Genomic DNA, 18243 nt, shown 5'->3' with positions numbered 1-18243 from the left:
AGTATAAGGAGGGTGTATCAACAAGCGATATGCTGACAACAAACAGATTATAAATCTGTATGAGTCCAGTTTCAGACTGTGAGCATTGCAAGTGACAGTAGAGAAGCTAGGTTCAACAACCTTCCAAAAACTCAAAAGGGGTGTGCCTATGTTAAGCGTACCATTTGGACTAGGACAAAACTAAACACAGCAAATTGTACGCCTTGGGCTACACAAGTGGTGTAAAGAGATACGCCTTGTGACTTCTAGTATGTTACACCGTGTCACACCTTTGTATCTGTGTGTCTTTGGGTTGGTGACAAGCCACTGATCAACCAGCGTTGCTAGGACACTTTCCTAATAAGCAAGGCTGAGGGAGAGACGAGCAACATTGGCAGTCTTCACAAATACAACACCAGAGCATAGATTGAATCACCCATTTCTACGAAGACAGCTCTGCTACATATCGTCACCCTAGTACGTATGCCTCTATATGGCATATTTAGATGACTTTCATAGACAGAGACTGGGTAGTAAAAGCATGAAATTCGCTATGTACTGGTACGGTGTAAAGCTAATGTTCTCATGTATTGGAGCCTTCTCCATGAAACCAACTACATTGGTTGTAACAAAAAATTCGCAAAAAACTCGAAAAACATCATTTTACATCGTGTTTTATGAAACAGGTTGGCAAATTGGATGCTATCATGCCAGAACTAACCGGTTAGTGACAATTAAAGATGAACGGGTTATCCCTCACTAAAGTTTCTTGAATGTAGTATAGCTGGTCGGTTGACGAAGCAGTGTATTCAAATCCTGCCATGACTGAAGTGGTTGAATAAACACTTGCCTTTATAGACAAAGCCTCTGGGTAGCTCTAATTTTTTACAGATTGAATTACCTTCTTATAAGATTCATTCACTTAGACGGAGGAAAACTAGTCATAGAAAGCAAACGTCGAGAATTCGAATCCGCCAAGATAGCACTGCTTTTCTATTCTTGGACTTATTAAATACAAATGCGCTATCCTCTCTACAAGCGAAAGGAGGGAACGCAATATGACAATCGATTTACAGCAACAGGACATCTCCGTGCAAGAATTTATTCAGACCATTAAGGGCAATAAAGGGCCCTACTGTATACGCACTCTCTCAGACAGTCCCGATCACAAATATGGCAAACAGAATTATCGCCAAAATTGGACTTTTAGAGATGAAGGGGATTTACAACGTGCCATCAGAGGGGGACTGGTAACAGCCAACCTGGGCGGTAATGGCGTGTTTCTAGTCGTGAATAACGGTGCTCACTGCGACGACTCCATCACAGAGGTCACGGCCCATTTCATAGATTTTGACCACGTGCCCATGAACAGGCAACTTGAGCTTCTGGAGACTTTCGGTCTTGCACCGAGCGTTGTGACGCTTCCCCGCAGAGGGCTGCATGTTTACTGGCGTGTCAAAGATGGAGACATTACCAAATTTCGAATGATACAAGAGAGGCTCATCAACTTCTTTGGAAGCGACCCGACGATCAAGAACGAAAGCCGTCTAATGCGACTGCCAGGCTATTACCATCAGAAGACAGACCCGAAGATGGTCGAAGTCGTGTATTGGCATCCGGAAAACGTTTATAGGCAGGACGAGTTGATTCAGCGACTGGATGAACTTGGGGTCCCGCAACTGACGAAGCAACACAAGAAAAAGGGGAATTTCGGAAGTTCAAGAAAGTCATACGTTGCACCGATTGGCATCGTGGATCAGGAATTGCTTGCCCTACTAGAGGGGCATGTTGGCAACATGACAACCACTGACGGAGAGCAGTATCAGTGCCTCTGCCCGATGCACGACGACCACAATCCGTCCGGTGTATACTTTGCCGGGAACGAGTGGTTTTATTGCCACGCTTGCCAGACAAATTTGGCACTCTCTGAGCTTGCTGCCGAGAATAATTGGATCAATATCAAGAAATATAGAGAAAAGCGTAGTGTGAGTGAGCGCAAGAAGGCACAGGCCCAGTATGAGTCCAAGGTTCAACAAGCGTTATCTGTTCCGTATTCAATGCCAGAATACGTTTACGGAAAGTCGAAAGTTGAAGTCATTGAGACCCACAAAACGATACACGATGTGCTGAACACATTCGTTTCTGAGATGGAGCAGCGGGGGTTAAGTGTGCCCGACGGAGCGCAAGAATCTGCTAAGCAGATAATTAAGCTCTGGGACCGGCTCGAAAATCCGAATGACCCTATTGTTTGGCCAGCACAGCCAGGTAGTGGAAAGTCTACACTTCGTAACCTGTATGTAGATATTAAGTGCAATATAGAGCCTACGTTTGGGTGCATCCTCGTCGTTGAGAGAAAGGAGGATGCTGAGGAAATAGCCAAGTTCCTCAATCGGTTTGAGAAAGTTGCATGGTCGTATCTAGGTTGGGACGAATCCTGGTGCTTGGCCGGCAAGTCGGAGTATGAGTCAGACATGTGTCATAAGTGTGAGCGTAGTTCCTGTCGGGTATTACGAAATCACGCTGAACAATTGCGTCACCGTGTGGTGATTACCACGCATCAACGGTTTTCAAACCTCGCTCGAAGAGGAGCCCTTGGATCCACTCTCGGGCACTGGATCGACACTGATGGAGAACGCCATGATAGACGTCTGCTGATTATCGACGAAGCCCCTTCAATGGCTAATAGCTATACCGTCACACGCAAAGACTTGCAAGAGTTAAAAACAACGGTACAACAGCATACCGCTCAGTTCCCTAGTCTGGAAAACGAGTGGCTATCTCTATACAATGACGCCATCCGTTTTTTAGATGACGTCACGAACACTAGATTCGTGACGGAAAACGACATTAAAATTCAAATCCCTCGTCGTTTGGAGAAAGCGCTCGGTGATCTCCCAGAACATACTTGGCATATACTGCTTCGATTCCTTGAACATGGCGGTATTGTCCATGAAGATCGAGACGATGGCTTCACGGTAACGGTTGCGAACTCTGTGGCATACAAATGGGACAATCTCTGTCCGTTTATTCTGGATGCAACGGGTGCAAAAGACCTCCGCTACGATGGAGAATATTCGTGTTTACCCGAAGTTACCGATTCCTATCCTCCAATCTCGTTGCACGTATGCTCTGATTTTGGGTTTGGAAAGAGGTATATGTCACGTAACACAGATAGAAAAGTGCTTGAAGTACAAGCCTCAGTTGCACAGACACTAGCTGCAAAACACGATAAAGTCCTCGTTATCGTGCGCAAAGATTATGAGTCCGACTACCATCGTTTGCTGGCAAAAGAGCTCTCTAACAATAAAATCCAAATTGCACACTTCGGAGACCTAAAAGGGCGTAACGATTACCAGGATTGTGATGCATCACTTTTCCTCGGCGTTCTCGACAAAGGCGATGAGTATTATTTGGCTACTGCAACGGCTCGTGATGAGGATGCCAGAAGGCTGTGCCTTAGTACAGCGGAATATGGCAAAGTGCATCGTTTTCTTTCCGTAGAAATCGAACGGTTTAAGCTGAACGAAATAGCGCTTGAGCTTACGCAGGACATCTACCGGACTCAGGTTCGTCGTGGTAAGCCGGTTGACGTGTATGTCTTTAGCCGAGATGAAATGCTCATGAAACATGTAGCACGCACCATCGGAATTCCAGAGGTCGATCTAGCATGGAAGCCGACCGAAGTGATACCTCTCACTAAGGCGGAAAAGCACGTCTCCAGACTCATAGGAGCACTCACTCACTTCTTGGAGTCAGGCAACAGTTCCATTGACAAGTCTGAGCTGAAAATTCAACTCGGGATAGAAAAGACAAATGATAAGGTTTGGCGCCGTCTTATGAAAAATGACTATGTTCAAGCGTTTTGTATGGAACATGGAATTACTGAAGAATGTTCCAACAGCCGTAGGCTGATTTTAAGTGAAAGGCCCACGGAGGCGGAAGTTTCGCAACTCGCATAAAATTTCGAGGAGTGATTACTGTGATTTCAATCGATAAATTGTACGACTTTACAGTACCACAAGTTCTAAAGTTTCACGGACTATACGCAAACGAATGTCCGAATAACACAAGCCACGAACTTACCGTGGTTTCGGACACATATGCAATCTGCCATTCATGCGGTCTTGATTGGGACGTTCTTCAACTGCATTTGATTCTAAACACCCTCGCCATGTCGCAGGAAACACCCCTTCATACAGGTTTGGCCGATGAGCCGATTGACGACTCGGTTAGTTGGACTAGGTCTGAGCAACAACTCCCAGATAAAGCAACAGTGCAAATCACTGAAGACTTTACCGAGTGGGTTCGAGCCAATCAACAACATATTATGGGGTCTCCTTACTATGATGGAAAAATAGAAGAAGCTCTCGGCTTTATAACAAAGAAGGGGAATCTCTGCCTATTGCCGTGGGTGACAGAAGACCTAACTGTTGCTCAGATTGAAAGTTTAGAGGAGATCTGGCAGCAACAAAATTTGATTCGATGTCCCGCAGATGGGAAAGGCATCAAACGATCGGAGAGAATCCCGACGGAGATTCGTAGATATCGGAATTACTCTGTTACGGCCAAGCTTTATACCTTCCATCGACGTGAGACGAAAGAGATGCTCAGTTCGGCGCATATCAGATTGGATATGCCGATCGCTTATACGGCATAGGTATAAGTAGTGCCTATTTTCTATAGGATAGTTCTCTACGGGGTTGTCTCCAGTAAACGGTCATCTATCCGCCGTGATCGGATAAATGACCGTTACGATTATCGTCAACCCTACTTAAAGCCCCACATGTAAAGATACCTATAGCCGTGCGTTCGAGAACTTTTCGTACTGCTCCCGTACATCATCTGTGTTTTGGTTCACGTAGCGATTGACCATTTCCATTGACGTGTGACCCAACAAGCGACGTAACGAGAATGGGTCACCAGTTGCCTTGATATATCGAGTGGCAAACGTATGGCGCAGGGTATGCGGGCTAACACGTACACCGGTAATCTTAGCTTTCTTCCCAAGCTGTGATATTAGTTTTGTCGCCCAATCTTTATTCAGCGAATTCCCGTATTCATTCAAGAATAACTCGGGAGCTTGTGCATTTTCCGCATGCCAGGATAGATACACAGCAAGCAATTGCTGTGTACGCTTGGTGAAAAACACAGTTCGGGCTTTTCTCGACTTTGCAATTTCAGCCCGAATCAATACACTACGATTTGCGATGTCCACATCTTGAGCGTGGATGCCAACACATTCCCCGATACGCACACCCGTATCCAGCAAAAAACAGAGCATAAGAGCGCTTCTAATTCCTGTTAAAGACGATAAATCACAGCAATCGTATAATTTCTGCTCTTGGGTTTTCGTGATAACCTGAAACTCTTCCTCCGGAACTGTCAACAATTCAATATTGGCAAATGGCGTCTCTCTCAGGATTTTCTCCTCCATTGCCCAATTGAACATCGATTTGATGGTCCGAAGTCTAATGTTGATGGTCGATGGTTGTAGCCTTTGCACCATGATCATGTGTGAAATCCACGCCCGAATGACATCTCGATTTGGTACAAAGTTGTCCAGACCGCCGTACTCCGAAGCCATGAAACGGCGCAACCAACGCATGTGTTTAACGTAGTCCTCAAGCGTTCTTTCCGCCGCTCCAGCCGCTTCCCGTGCGGCATAGTAGCGTTTGAACAGCTTGTCCAATGTCAAAACGTCCGGCCCCGTGTCGTGTACCTTTTCCTCGGAGACTGGCTCAAAATCTGAACCGTCTGCAGTCAGGCGGTCTAAAAACCGCTGTGGTATCTCAATATTGTTCCGGCGCTGTCCCTGTTTTCGGCGTGGTTTCGATGTCTTTCCACTCATTCCCTTAACCTCCCTTGGATTTTTCACGCTTACTGAATCCAACGGTCACGAGAAAATAAAAACGCACCAGACCGCCAAAGCAACGGTTGGTGCGAATCTTGAAAAACATTGATAGGTCAACGATTTGGGATATGGCGGAGAGGGTGGGATTCGAACCCACGGAGCCCTTGCGAACTCGGCGGTTTTCAAGACCGCTGCCTTAAACCACTCGACCACCTCTCCATGGTTATAAGGGCTTGAAAAAAGGTCAGACGACTGACCCTGAGTACAGCATAGCGGCATTGGTCAATGCCTTTCAGAGCGGAAGACGGGAATCCGACGCTGAAACCGAAGGTTTGAGCTAGTCCCTGAGGGTGCTTTTCCCGAAAGGGGGAACCCTTGGGTGAGAATCTGGTCTTTCCGTACCCTTAGTGGTACTTTAAAGTACTTAACTTGCTGGAGCGGAAGACGGGATTCGAACCCGCGACCCTCGCCTTGGCAAGGCGATGCTCTACCCCTGAGCCACTTCCGCACTGGTGAGCCATGCTGGATTCGAACCAGCGACACCCTGATTAAAAGTCAGGTGCTCTGCCAACTGAGCTAATGGCTCGCAGTCTTCTCAACAGAACGATTTAGAATATATCATACAAGCCAGTTGAATGCAACCTGTTTTTCACCCTCAAACACTGTGCATTTTCGCGGTTTCTCACGCTCAGATAACCAATCCTGGTCCTCCTTCCACCACTTCCGTCCATAAGAAATCCAGTCGAGCTGACCAAATGAACTCAGGAGCGAGGTGACCTCGCTCCTGAGTAGCTCTAACCACGTTTCGCCTATTATCTCCCGTTCTAGCCTAGAGGTTCCGTCTACCTCCAGGCTCTGTGCTTCCGCTGCTCCTTACGAAGCGGAGTGTCCTTTGTCAATCCAGACGCGGGCCATTGGGTCCATGAGGGCTGATGGTGCGTACCAGCCGTGTACCCAAGGTTGGATGGCATAATAGGTGACTGGATAGTAAATCGGTACCCACGGTGCATCCTTCATGACTTGCACGGTAGCCTTGTCATACAGGTTCAATCGTTTTTGCTTATCAGAGGTTGTATTGGCCTGCTTCAACCAACTGTCAACCTGCTTGTTGGAGTACATGGTCATATTGTTTGTCGGGGCCTGGTCGGTCTGGAACAGGAACATGAAATCACCGGGATCGGGATAGTCCTGGAACCAGCCGGTACAGAACATCTGCGCAGTCCCCTTCTCCGTCACATCAAGGAAGGGTCCCCATGTCGTTGACTTAATCTGAACCGTAAAGCCAAGGTCTTGAAGATTGGACTGGATGGACTGGTCTTCCTTCAGTTGGTCGGGTTGATTTGAAGAGTACAGCTTCAAAGTGATTTTGGTCGGGTCCACACCGGCTTGCTTCAGCAAGGCTTTGGCCTTCGACGGGTTGTAGCTGTACTGAATGGAGCTCGGCAAGCTCTTCATGTAACCGGGCATATTTGGAGGCAGCGGCTGATTGGCAACAATGCCGCGGCCGTTGTACAGCTTGATGATGGCTTTCTTGTCAATGGCATACTCCATGGCCTGCCGAACAGTTTTGTTGTTGAAGGGTGCAATCTTGGTGTTGAGACCCAAGTAAAAGATGGAGTTCTGGGACACTTTCTGCAGGTCCTTCTTCAGATTTGCTTTTGCCTCAAATTCTGGGAACGCTGAAGACGGAATGGTCTGCTGCATCCCGAGCCATGCTGTTGTTCCTTTTTGAAAGTTCAGTGCGTCAACCTGGGCATTACTGTTGACGCGAATAGTCACCTGGTTTAAGTAGGGCAGTTGATTTCCGTACTGGTCTTTCAGCCAGTAGTTCGGGTTTCGGTTCAATACAACTTGACTGGAGTTGATGCTGCCAAGCTTGAATGCACCGCTGCCCATGGCTTTTGTGGAATCAAACGCCTTATTTCCGACCTGGCTGATATACGAGGGCTCAACTGCCGAGAAAAACGGCATTGCGAGCACTTTCAGCTCTGCGGGGTTTGGCGCAGTGAGTTGAATTTTCAAGGTCAGCTTATCCGGTGCAGTGAGACCTGAAATGGTTTTTGCCTGCCCCTTATAAAACTGTTGCTCACCGACAATATTGTGGATGAAATACTCGCCGCCGGACCCGAGATTCTTGGTAGCGACACGCTGAAATTCGGCGATGAATGATTGGGCTGTGACGGGCTTGTTGTTCCAAAACTTCATGCCACTGCGCAGGTGGAACGTGTAGGTCTTTCCGTCCTTGGAGACAGACCATTTCTTCGCCGCCATGCCCACAATTTTGGCACTGTTGGTGCCTGGTGCATAGGTGACAAGTTGATCATACAGTTGCTCTACTACTTCGTCTGACTGTGTGTCGTAAGACAGCGCAGGGTCAAGGTCTTTTAAGCCTTGCGTCTCATCCAAGAGTATACTTCCGCCCATACTGGGCTTACCGCTTGTCCCGCCGGTGGTGGTGGAGTTGTTTGTCGCGGCTCCGCAACCTGCGAGCAGGAGACCAAGGGCGCTGATGGAGGTGACGGCCCCTAGACCTTTTTTCCAGCTCTTCGCCATGCAGTTTGTCCCCCTTCTGAACTAAAACGTATTGAATTCAGTCATCCAACATCTGCACGCATGAAATACAAGCAATTCGTATGTATACGTTGCCCAAAGCGGCGGCACATCATGCGATGTACAGTGAAAAGCAAAAGGCAAACGGACCAGCAACGGTTCGTTTGCCTAAAACAGCCTAGTGAGTATTGGATTTGAATTCTTGCGGATTAGTCGTAGCGAATTCTCGGGTCAATCACACCGTAAAGCAGGTCCACGAAGAGGTTGAACAGGACAACTAACATGGCAATCAGTATCACGGTTCCCATAATCACAGGAATATCCAGTTGCTGAACGGCTTGATAGGCCAGCATACCAAGACCGTTCCAGTTGAAAGTCGCTTCAATCAAAACCACACCAGCCAGCAGAAAGCCGATGTCAATTCCGCCGAAGGTCACGACGGGAATCAACGCGTTGCGCAACACGTGACGCAACACGACGCGTCTGTCTGTAGCCCCTTTGGCCCGGGCTGTTCTGGTATAGTCCTGATTCAGAACTTCCAGCATCTGCGCTTTCAAGAGCCGAATGTAGATAGCTGCGCCCGTGATACCGTAAGTAATGGACGGCAGGATGAGATGCCGGATGCCCCCGTACCCTCCAAGCGGGAACCAGGAGAGCTGAAACGCAAAGTAGTACATCAGCTCCAGACCCAGCCAAAAGACGGGCAGCGAGATGCCGATGAGTGCAATGGCACTCACGAGGTAGTCACTGATTTTTCGAGCGTGGAGTGCAGTGTAGATACCCAGCGGAATACCAATCACCAACTCTGCAATCCAGCAGCCGAAAGCCAACTCAATGGTGGCTCCAGCGCGCTGCATTATCATGTGTGCCACCGGCAGGTGATACACATAGGACGTACCCAGGTTTCCGTGAACCAGACGTACCAGGTAGTGCCAGTACTGCACCGGAAGTGGCAGGTTCAAGCCCAGATTCACCCGAATCTGATGAATCACAGACGGGGGTGCTTTCGGTCCGGCAATGGTCCGTGCGGGATCGGCTGGGACTGCATAGGCGATAATAAACGTAATGACTGTGACGCCCCATAATGAGACAACTGCACCGCCAAGACGCCTGATAACATAGCCAAACATATCTCTTCACTCCCTCCTTGGATTAGCCGTGATTGCTGTTTTGCGGATTCATGAGGTCGTTGAGCCCGTCTCCCAACATGTTAAATGCCAGAACGGCAATCAACAGCGCGAGACCAGGCGCCCACAGCGTCCAGGGAGCGAATTGATAGGTTTGAATACCGTTCTCAATCATATTCCCCCAACTGGCTTGAGGCGGCTGAATGCCAATGCCAAGGTAGCTCAGGCCTGCTGAAGCCAGCATGTTCAAACCGACCTGCAGCGTTGAAAAGACAATCACCGGGCCAAATGTGTTGGGTAAAATGACTCGAATCATAATCCGCCACTTGGAGGCACCAAGGGCTCGTTCTGCTTGAACGTATTCATACTCCTTGAGTTGCAAAACCATACCGCGAACCAGCCTGGCCATGACGCCCCACGCCGTCACCCCAAGTGCGAACAACACGGTCCAAAGACTGGGTCCCATAACGGCGATAAGCGCCAAAGCAAAGAGCAAAAACGGAAACGCCAGAATAATGTCGGTGAGCCGCATTAACACCATGTCCACCCAACCGCCGAAAAAGCCGGACATCAGTCCTACCAGAGTACCGATGACCAGGCTAATGAGGGTTGAAGCAACGCCGACAATTAATGATACCCTGGAGCCGGCAATCACCCGGGAATACACGTCTCTGCCCATGCTGTCTGTTCCCCACCAGAAGTGCCCGCTTGGTGCTACGGGCAACCCCTGCATGGTTAGCCCAATATTGGTGTACTGACGGTTCGGATCATGTGTTTCCAGAAGCGGGGCGAGCAGAGCTACGAGAACCAGTATGACAATAATTCCACCGCCGACATAAACCATAGGAAAGTCCTTCATCGATTTCCAGAGCCTTTGTCCAAAAGCCTTTTGTGTCAGTCTGTTTGAAATCGTGCCTGCACTCTGTTCTACTGCTGACATCTCTGTTCCCTCCTACAAACCGGCAGCTATTCGTTATACAGGTGGCACGCCACCATGTGATTTTTCTTGACTTCTTTCCACTCCGGCACTTGTTTTGTGCAGATGTCCATAGCCGCCGGACAGCGCGTGTGAAACGGGCAGCCACTGGGCGGGTTCGCCGGACTTGGCAAGTCCCCTTGGAGAATAATCCGTTCGCGTTTCGCATCTGGGTCAGGCACGGGTACCGCAGACATGAGTGCTCTGGTATACGGATGCAGGGGCTCTGAGAACAGGTCCTCTGAATCAGCCAGCTCGGCCATTTTGCCCAGGTACATGACAAGAACGCGATCGGAAATATGACGAACCACACTTAAATCATGAGCTACAAAAATATAAGTCAGATTGAACTCATCCTGCAGGTCTTCCAGCAGGTTCAAGACCTGCGACTGTACGGAAACATCCAGTGCCGCAACCGGCTCATCCAGAATAATCAGCTTTGGATTCAGCGCCAGCGCACGAGCGATACCAATCCGCTGCCGCTGACCGCCGGAAAACTCGTGCGGATAGCGGGATGCATATTCGGCGTCCAACCCGACGCGTTCAAGCAAGGAGCGAACACGCTCCATCCGTTGCTTGGGTGTATGCAGCCCGTGAATCACCATGGGTTCCATCAGCGTCTGTGCCACTGAGAAACGCGGGTTCAGCGATGCGTACGGGTCCTGGAACACAATCTGCATTTCCCGGCGCATGGCCTGCATTTTACTCTTCGACATGTTCACTACGTTTTGGCCTTCAAAAGACACAACGCCGCTGGTCGGTTCAAGCAGCCTGAGGATGCTGCGGCCCATGGTGGACTTGCCGCAGCCGGATTCACCAACCACACCCAGGGTCTGCCCTTTTTGAACTTCAAAGGAAATTCCATCTACCGCTTTGACATTACCCACCGTGCGCTGCAAAACACCCTTTTTAATTGGAAAGTATTTTCGTAAATCCTGAACCTGCAACAGTTGCTCTGCCATCACTTTGCCTCCTCCAACTCCGCATGAAGCCAACAGCGGGATCTATGTGCTTCTTCAACCTCGTAAAACGGAGGGTCCTGATGACAGACCTCCATGGCATGCGGACAACGGGGTGCAAACCGACAGCCTTTTGGCATATTTCGCAGAGACGGCACATTCCCTTCAATGGGGCTGAGCCGGTCCTTGGAACCGACAATCTTCGGAATCGAATGCATCAGACCAACGGTATAGGGGTGCTGCGGATTGTTAAAAATTTTGCGGACCGGTCCCTGTTCCACGATGCGGCCGGCGTACATGACGGCAACGCGATCGCACATTTCTGCCACGACGCCCAGGTCATGGGTAATCAACAAGGTAGCCATGTTCCGCTCTTTCGCCAAATCCCGCATCAGGTCGAGAATCTGCGCCTGAATGGTCACATCCAAGGCAGTGGTGGGCTCGTCTGCAATCAGCAGCGCCGGGTTACAGGCCATCGCAATGGCAATCATCACGCGCTGGCGCATCCCGCCGGACAACTGGTGCGGATACTCATCAACAATCTGCTCCGGCCGCGGAATACCCACCTGCTTCAACAGTCGAATGGCTTCACTGCGGGCTTGTCTCTTCGACATCCCCTTGTGCAGCATCAGGCTCTCACCGATTTGCCCGCCAATTTTATGCACCGGATTCAACGAAGTCATAGGTTCCTGAAAAATCATGCTGATTTCATTTCCACGAATATCCTGCATTTGCGACTCTGTTGCTTTCAGCAGGTCTTTTCCCCGAAACTGAATGGTTCCAGAAATTTTCGCGGGTGGTTGCAGAAGACGCATAATCGACATGGATGTCACACTTTTTCCACAACCGGATTCCCCTACAAGACCCAGGGTTTCTCCTTCTTTAATACTAAAATCCACACCCTGTACAGCACTGTAGTATTCCTCATCAATGCGAAACTGAATCCGCAGGTCTTTCACGTCAAGCAAGTTCGGCAAATTTGTCACCTCTCAGTATGGTTTCCGAAAGCTTTTTCTATCCTCCTCTTAAATGAAACGAGGAGCCCTTAACGCACTGTATTCAGACTTGCCTTAGTATTCTGTGAGAGGTAGTGTGCACATTCTCACCTACTCCAGCAAGAAAGCAGTTGCGTAGTGAAGCGAATCTACATCAGAGTTTATGTTAAACCCGAATTTTTAAGCAAATTTTTGAGTGATTCACGGTTCGCAGAAGTTCCCTGCATAAACTGTGGTTTGCGTGGAAACATACCTTATTATGAAGGAAACTACAGGCTTTTTCTATGGAAAATGTTTGTCTCTGTTTCTCGCCGCCCAACTTTTTGGCTTATTTACTAGCAGTTCTGTTGTTTATGCTAATTCTGACAATATCAAGTACTTTCCGCCGCGCAGTCATTGGTTGAGTGTCACAAACAAAGCCATCGGCGCCTTCGCGCAAATCCAAAACCAGCCGGTCGATCGCGTTCAACACACATCACTGGATAATTTCACACTAACCGCATACTCGCTGGACAGGCGCTCAACGGGTAAGGCTCCCGGGAGCAAAGGGTTTGGCATCACCGCCAGTGGAACGCATGCTCGCGTTGGGCGAACGGTTGCCGTTGACCCCGGTGTCATTCCGATTGGCAGCCTGCTCTACATCCGCGGCATTGGCTGGCGGGTTGCAGAGGACTCCGGCGGTGCCGTCAAGGGACGGCATATCGACGTCCTGCTGGCATCTCAGGGACAAGCCATTCAGTTTGGGGTGCGGCGGCACATAAGTGTCTTTTTGTACGACTGACGGTTTTCCATGTGCACAACAATCATGTGTACGACAATCATGTGTACGACAATTAAGGGTTGTCCAACTGCAGATACGACCTTATGGCTTCAGCGTATGGAGCAAACAGTGCTGCACAGGCCGCGACATTGTCTTCGACGTCGCCTGCGCTGACTGTTTTGTAATCCCGCACAAGACGCTGACGAAAATCGATGGCTGGTGCGAACTGGCGAATCCAGTCCTGTTGAACTACGCCTTCTTCGGCCAATACCTTAATAATGTCACCGTAGCCGCCGGCATCGCGCATCACTAAAGCGTCAATGATGTCGTTTCCAACATCCGTTGCACATTCAACCGCCACATGAAAGGCTCTCTCTGCGGCCAATTGGAGGAGTGTGTCATCAGACCACCCCGCTGGTCGATTCGACAACTCGTACAAAATACTTGCATGGGAAAGCATGATATTGAGCGTACTTTGAATCTCTGACTTTATACTATTTGTGACAAACATGTGTGCATCGCCTTTCTTACATTTAGTTCAGTATTCATCCTGCGCATTAGCAAGAATGCCCGTTCTGATGCGCTAACTTACAGGTAGCTATTAATTTATCATATCAGGGCGCGATTGTGGTATTGCCAAAATTGAATCGCTTTTTCTTTGTTGAAACGTGTACATTGTAATAGAATACGTTGTGTGCAAGAAATATTGGCAGGCGCTATTTACCACAAGAGTTCTGCAGAGGAGTGGAGAATCAATGTTGGATCAACTTTCATGGAAAGTTGGCGGGCAGCAAGGAGAAGGCGTTGAAAGTACAGGTGAAACCTTCGCGGTTGCTTTGAACCGAAAGGGTTACTATGTGTATTCTTTCCGTCACTTTTCCTCCCGTATCAAAGGCGGACATTCAAATGACAAGGTTCGCGTCAGTGTTGATCAGCACAGAGCCATTGCTGACTATACCGATGTCCTGCTCGCATTCGATCAGGAGACAATCGACTTAAACGGCGACGACGTACGTGAAGGCGGAATCATCATTGCCGACGAGAAATTCAAACCCGTTGCACCGGAACACGCTCGATTGTTCGTAGTGCCCTTGACAAAGATTGCCGAAGATTGCGGGTCCGCAATTATGAAAAATATGGTTTCCCTCGGCGCTTCAGCTTGCGTCCTTGGCCTTGGCACCGATATCTTCAGACCTGTCGTTGAAGAACGGTTCCTTAGAAAAGGACAAAAAGTTGTCGATCAAAACATGGAAGCCATTCAACGTGGTTTCGACTACATGGCAGAACTCGGTGGAGCAGACCCTGAATTTGCACTCAAACCAATTGACGGCACACCCCGGTTGTTCATGACGGGAAATGATGCTCTGGGATTGGGCGCGCTGGCAGCTGGCGCTCGTGTTATGCCTGCATACCCCATCACACCGGCATCTGATGTCATGGAGTACTTGATTAAGAAATTCCCTGAAGTCGGCGGTGTGGTTGTACAAACGGAAGACGAAATTGCCGCTATGACAATGACGATTGGTGCAGCCTACGGCGGTGCCAGGGCATTCACCTGTACATCCGGCCCAGGACTCGCACTGATGATGGAAGCCATCGGCCTCTCCGGTATGACTGAAACCCCTGTCGTCATTATCGACACGCAGCGCGGCGGACCTTCCACAGGCCTTCCGACAAAGCAGGAACAGTCAGACTTCCTCGCAGCCCTCTTTGGGACACATGGTGAGATTCCAAAAATTGTGCTCACACCATCTACTCCGGAAGAATGTTATACCTCTGTGGGAGAAGCCTTCAACCTGGCTGAAAAATACCAGTGCCCCGTTATCGTCATGACAGACCTGCAGTTGTCTCTTAGTAAACAGACGACAGATGTCCTGAAACTTGAGGATATTACAATAGACCGAGGACTCATTGCGACAGAGTCAGACTTCAACGACGAAGGCGAACGTCAAAGCGGCGAGTTCAAGCGTTATGAAATTACAGAGTCAGGTGTATCCAAGCGTGCGTTCCCAGGCGCCAAAGGCGGCGTTCACCATGTGACTGGTGTTGAACACATGGAAAACGGACGTCCTTTCGAAAACCCGGCTAATCGGCAAAAGATGATGGATAAGCGGCTGCGCAAACTTGAGGGTGTGGAAATTGAAAACTCTGTTGTGCGTACCGGCGACGAAAATCCTGACGTTCTGGTCATTGGTATCGGAGCGAACACAGGTGCAATTTCAGAGTCCATGAGTTTGATGAGAAAAGACGGTATGAAAGTGGCTCATGCACAACTTCATGCCTTGCTCCCGTTCCCTGTACAACAGTTGAATGAGGCAATGAAGGGCGCAAAGAAAGTCGTAGTTGTCGAAAACAACGGAACTGCTCAGGTGAAGCGGCTGATGGCCTTCTTCGATGTGAAGCACCACGAAGATGTCTCAAGCCTGCTAAAATACGATGGTACCGCGTTCCTTCCGGTGGACATTTATAACTACTGCAAAGGGTTGGTGTAAAAATGGCAACGGTAAAAGATTTCCGCAACGATGTGCGTCCGAACTGGTGCCCCGGCTGCGGCGATTTCTCCGTCCAGGCGTCGATTCAACGGGCCTTGGCCAATTTGGGAAAAGAGCCGCACGAAGTAGCCGTGATTTCAGGAATCGGTTGCTCCGGCCGCATTTCAGGTTACATTAACAGCTATGGTTTTCACGGCGTTCACGGACGCTCCTTGCCGACTGCGCAAGGCGTGAAGCTTGCGAACCGCGATGCAACAGTCATTGCATCCGGCGGTGACGGAGACGGCTTTGGCATTGGTCTGAACCATTTCATGCACGCTGTCCGCAGGAACGTCAATATCACCTATATTGTTATGGACAACCAGATTTACGGTCTGACGAAAGGCCAGCATTCTCCCACAAGTGCACATGGCTTCACTGCCAAAACAACACCTAAGGGGAACATTGAGAACGCCTTGATTCCGACTCAAGTAGCCCTTGGTGCAGGCATTGGCTTTTTAGCCCAAGGTTTTTCCAGCGACGTAAAGCAGTTGGTATCGTTAATTGAACAAGGCATTGAGTACGACGGCTTCTCACTCATTAATGTTTTCAGTCCTTGCGTCACCTACAACAAGGTGAACACCTACGACTGGTACCGTGAGAATGTGGTGAACCTGGAACAACGAGGCGACTACGACCCGACCGACAGGGCACTGGCCATGAGAACAGTCATCGAGACCAACGGTCTTGCCACAGGGTTGATTTATCGTGATGAGACTCGCGTCTCTTATCAGGAACAGATTCCTGGCTATACCAAAGAGCCCATCGTGCATCACAACCTGCAGTTAGACAGTGAACTGTTTGACAAAGCGGTTAAGCAATTCGCGTAATTTTGTGCAGGAGCTGGCAGCCCGTTCATTACGGGCTGCCTTTTTGAATACTTCTGCTCTTGTGGAGGACATCAGGCCAGAGGCTTCGATAAACCGTATCTTTCACAACGGGGCTGTACGTTTTGTTCGCTAAAATGTCTTCCGGTGACAGGGGTGGACCCATCCGGACGTCCAGGATTTCGGACGTGCTTGGACGGGATGAAACACTTACGACATCAGCGAAGTATACCCACTTACAACTCTGGACTGACGGCGCCAGCTGAATCTCATATTCGGCCATCCAATGAAGATTCTCCAGCTCTGCCCCGGCTTCTTCCCAGACTTCACGCTGAACAGCCTCCACAGGTGTCTCAGACGGCTCAATCTTTCCTCCTGGGACTTCCCAGCCTCGTATCGGATGCAAGACCCATAGCAGCTGCCCAGCTTTGGTGAATGCAAATACAAGGACAGACTGCGGATTTCTTGCAGTCTCCTGATTGCGGTGTATTTCCGTAACTTCCTTCCAATAACTCACGACTGGTTCCTCCCACAGCTGCAACAGTGAGCGTCTGTTTCAACTCTCACCAAATTCACTTCTGAACCTACTCACTTCTGGCCCGACTCACTTCTGACCGGAGTCTCTCCTGACCCACTTCCGACCCGATTCACTTCTGACAGCCCCACCCAGCGAAAAAAGCCTGTGTTACAATGACAATGCAATGGATAAGGCATCGTTGAAAACGTATGGAGATTTTAATGGACTAGGAGTTGTCTGCACATGGAGGCTTCAGCATTTCACAATGTAAAACTGCCAGACGGGTGTTTTCTGCGCAGAAAAGAGTACTTTGAATATGTAACCGCCAATTATGCTTTCGATGTTGAACTACACGAAAATCAAGACGGGACTTTTTACGCCATTGCTGTGCCGCGTGATACAGAGCGAGTAATGGTGTTTGGAACCAAAGAACTCGGTACAGCCGAAGCGGCTCTCAAGGCTCTTGTCGATAAAATCAGACGTGAGGAATCCCTCATCGAACCCAACACAGACTAACAGCTTGAACGCTGTACGAGAACGCATCATGTCACATCATATGACTCAGCAAATGTTCGGCACAAAAAGGGGCTCAATGTCCAGGACAGCCAGCCCCTTTTTGGTCCCTCGCTTACCACCATTTCCCGAATACTGCTCCAATAATGACGCCGATGATTGCTCCCACCAGCACTTCTTGAGGCTCATGACCCAGGATTTCCTTCAGTCGTTCACCTTCATTTGCCGAAGAACCTTCCATTGAGATGTCGGATTCCATCAGTTCAACGGCCAATCTGTTTAATAACACGGCGTGCTCTCCTGCGTGCCTGCGAATGCCGCCCGCATCGTAAAGAACAATCGCAGTAAACACCACGGCTGTCGCGAACACGGGTGAATCTGGACCCACTACGTACGCCAGGCTGATAGTCAGTGCACTGACACCTGCTGCGTGTGAACTGGGCATGCCTCCTGCGTCAATCACCTTGTGTAAGTCCCAGCGATGGTTCATAGCGTATTCAATCGGAACCTTGCTGATCTGAGCCAGTAAGATCGCCGTGAACGCCGCCATCAGTGGTGCATTTTGCCATAATCCGAGTATAAAATGATACATATCAGTCTTCATGAACGATCCTCCGCGATTCCGGTTTCGCTCCTGTTCTCCCAACCGCCGTCCCAC

14 protein-coding genes and 3 tRNA genes are annotated in these 18243 nt (G+C 49.4%); 5 read left to right on the top strand and 12 right to left on the bottom strand.

What is annotated here, in order from left to right:
• The first annotated feature begins 1037 nt into the window (after positions 1-1037).
• Entirely contained in the window at positions 1038-3938 is a 2901-nt protein-coding gene (locus tag GI364_RS08170) for a hypothetical protein (RefSeq protein ID WP_198853131.1), read from the top strand.
• Between the two features lie 20 nt (positions 3939-3958).
• A complete protein-coding gene (locus GI364_RS08165; RefSeq protein WP_198853130.1) occupies positions 3959-4636 on the top strand; it encodes a hypothetical protein in 678 nt (225 codons plus the stop codon).
• Between the two features lie 138 nt (positions 4637-4774).
• Here the strand turns inward: GI364_RS08165 and GI364_RS08160 are convergent, their stop codons facing one another.
• The 9 genes from GI364_RS08160 to GI364_RS08120 form a co-directional block, all read right to left on the bottom strand.
• Positions 4775-5827 carry a tyrosine-type recombinase/integrase gene (locus GI364_RS08160; RefSeq protein ID WP_198853129.1) on the bottom strand — a complete coding sequence of 351 codons (1053 nt, stop codon included), beginning with the start codon at positions 5825-5827 and terminating at the stop codon, positions 4775-4777.
• A gap of 132 nt (positions 5828-5959) precedes the next feature.
• A tRNA-Ser gene (locus tag GI364_RS08155) sits at positions 5960-6049 on the bottom strand.
• A 214-nt stretch (positions 6050-6263) separates the two neighbouring features.
• Positions 6264-6338: transfer RNA gene (locus tag GI364_RS08150), tRNA-Gly, on the bottom strand.
• 2 nt (positions 6339-6340) lie between these two features.
• Positions 6341-6416, bottom strand: a tRNA-Lys gene (locus GI364_RS08145).
• 287 nt (positions 6417-6703) lie between these two features.
• Positions 6704-8383: an ABC transporter substrate-binding protein gene (locus GI364_RS08140; protein WP_198853128.1), complete on the bottom strand. Its 1680-nt coding sequence runs from the start codon at positions 8381-8383 to the stop codon at positions 6704-6706.
• A 206-nt stretch (positions 8384-8589) separates the two neighbouring features.
• Positions 8590-9510 (bottom strand): ABC transporter permease, encoded by a 921-nt coding sequence (locus tag GI364_RS08135; RefSeq protein ID WP_198853127.1) that lies wholly within the window; start codon positions 9508-9510, stop codon positions 8590-8592.
• Positions 9511-9532: 22 nt separating this feature from the next.
• Positions 9533-10447, bottom strand: a complete 915-nt coding sequence (locus GI364_RS08130) for an ABC transporter permease (protein ID WP_198853126.1) — start codon at positions 10445-10447, stop codon at positions 9533-9535.
• A 26-nt stretch (positions 10448-10473) separates the two neighbouring features.
• A complete protein-coding gene (locus GI364_RS08125) occupies positions 10474-11445 on the bottom strand; it encodes an ABC transporter ATP-binding protein (RefSeq protein WP_198853125.1) in 972 nt (323 codons plus the stop codon).
• Complete coding sequence (locus GI364_RS08120) at positions 11445-12419, bottom strand: ABC transporter ATP-binding protein (protein WP_198853124.1); 975 nt, start codon at positions 12417-12419, stop codon at positions 11445-11447. The genes GI364_RS08125 and GI364_RS08120 overlap by 1 nt, the downstream gene beginning before the upstream one ends.
• A 277-nt stretch (positions 12420-12696) precedes the next feature.
• On the opposite strand from GI364_RS08120, the gene GI364_RS08115 reads away from it, so the two are divergent.
• Positions 12697-13218 carry a 3D domain-containing protein gene (locus GI364_RS08115; RefSeq protein ID WP_198853123.1) on the top strand — a complete coding sequence of 174 codons (522 nt, stop codon included), beginning with the start codon at positions 12697-12699 and terminating at the stop codon, positions 13216-13218.
• A gap of 52 nt (positions 13219-13270) precedes the next feature.
• Here GI364_RS08115 and GI364_RS08110 read toward each other — a convergent pair whose 3' ends face one another.
• Positions 13271-13708 carry a DUF86 domain-containing protein gene (locus GI364_RS08110; RefSeq protein WP_198853122.1) on the bottom strand — a complete coding sequence of 146 codons (438 nt, stop codon included), beginning with the start codon at positions 13706-13708 and terminating at the stop codon, positions 13271-13273.
• A gap of 244 nt (positions 13709-13952) precedes the next feature.
• Between GI364_RS08110 and GI364_RS08105 the strand changes: the two genes are divergently transcribed.
• Together GI364_RS08105 and GI364_RS08100 are read left to right on the top strand one after the other, a co-directional pair.
• Entirely contained in the window at positions 13953-15689 is a 1737-nt protein-coding gene (locus GI364_RS08105; RefSeq protein WP_198853121.1) for a 2-oxoacid:acceptor oxidoreductase subunit alpha, read from the top strand.
• Between the two features lie 2 nt (positions 15690-15691).
• On the top strand, positions 15692-16558 hold the full coding sequence (locus tag GI364_RS08100; protein WP_198853120.1) for a 2-oxoacid:ferredoxin oxidoreductase subunit beta: 867 nt from the start codon (positions 15692-15694) through the stop codon (positions 16556-16558).
• A 28-nt stretch (positions 16559-16586) separates the two neighbouring features.
• Here the strand turns inward: GI364_RS08100 and GI364_RS08095 are convergent, their stop codons facing one another.
• Together GI364_RS08095 and GI364_RS08085 are read right to left on the bottom strand one after the other, a co-directional pair.
• On the bottom strand, positions 16587-17072 hold the full coding sequence (locus tag GI364_RS08095; protein ID WP_198853119.1) for an NUDIX domain-containing protein: 486 nt from the start codon (positions 17070-17072) through the stop codon (positions 16587-16589).
• 628 nt (positions 17073-17700) lie between these two features.
• Complete coding sequence (locus tag GI364_RS08085; RefSeq protein WP_198853117.1) at positions 17701-18189, bottom strand: divergent PAP2 family protein; 489 nt, start codon at positions 18187-18189, stop codon at positions 17701-17703.
• Between the last annotated feature and the right edge of the window lie 54 nt (positions 18190-18243).

This window comes from Alicyclobacillus sp. SO9, assembly GCF_016406125.1.
Lineage (GTDB): Bacteria > Bacillota > Bacilli > Alicyclobacillales > Alicyclobacillaceae > SO9.
This window is presented reverse-complemented; position numbering and strand designations above follow the sequence as displayed.

Bases quoted from the DNA above. Each gene is read 5' to 3' on its own strand.
- GI364_RS08170 (WP_198853131.1), top strand. From the start codon at position 1,038: ATGACAATCGATTTACAGCAACAGGACATCTCCGTGCAAGAATTTATT.
- GI364_RS08160 (WP_198853129.1), bottom strand. From the start codon at position 5,827: ATGAGTGGAAAGACATCGAAACCACGCCGAAAACAGGGACAGCGCCGG.
- GI364_RS08140 (WP_198853128.1), bottom strand. From the start codon at position 8,383: ATGGCGAAGAGCTGGAAAAAAGGTCTAGGGGCCGTCACCTCCATCAGC.
- GI364_RS08135 (WP_198853127.1), bottom strand. From the start codon at position 9,510: ATGTTTGGCTATGTTATCAGGCGTCTTGGCGGTGCAGTTGTCTCATTA.
- GI364_RS08130 (WP_198853126.1), bottom strand. From the start codon at position 10,447: ATGTCAGCAGTAGAACAGAGTGCAGGCACGATTTCAAACAGACTGACA.
- GI364_RS08125 (WP_198853125.1), bottom strand. From the start codon at position 11,445: ATGGCAGAGCAACTGTTGCAGGTTCAGGATTTACGAAAATACTTTCCA.
- GI364_RS08115 (WP_198853123.1), top strand. From the start codon at position 12,697: ATGAAGGAAACTACAGGCTTTTTCTATGGAAAATGTTTGTCTCTGTTT.
- GI364_RS08110 (WP_198853122.1), bottom strand. From the start codon at position 13,708: ATGTTTGTCACAAATAGTATAAAGTCAGAGATTCAAAGTACGCTCAAT.
- GI364_RS08105 (WP_198853121.1), top strand. From the start codon at position 13,953: ATGTTGGATCAACTTTCATGGAAAGTTGGCGGGCAGCAAGGAGAAGGC.
- GI364_RS08100 (WP_198853120.1), top strand. From the start codon at position 15,692: ATGGCAACGGTAAAAGATTTCCGCAACGATGTGCGTCCGAACTGGTGC.
- GI364_RS08085 (WP_198853117.1), bottom strand. From the start codon at position 18,189: ATGAAGACTGATATGTATCATTTTATACTCGGATTATGGCAAAATGCA.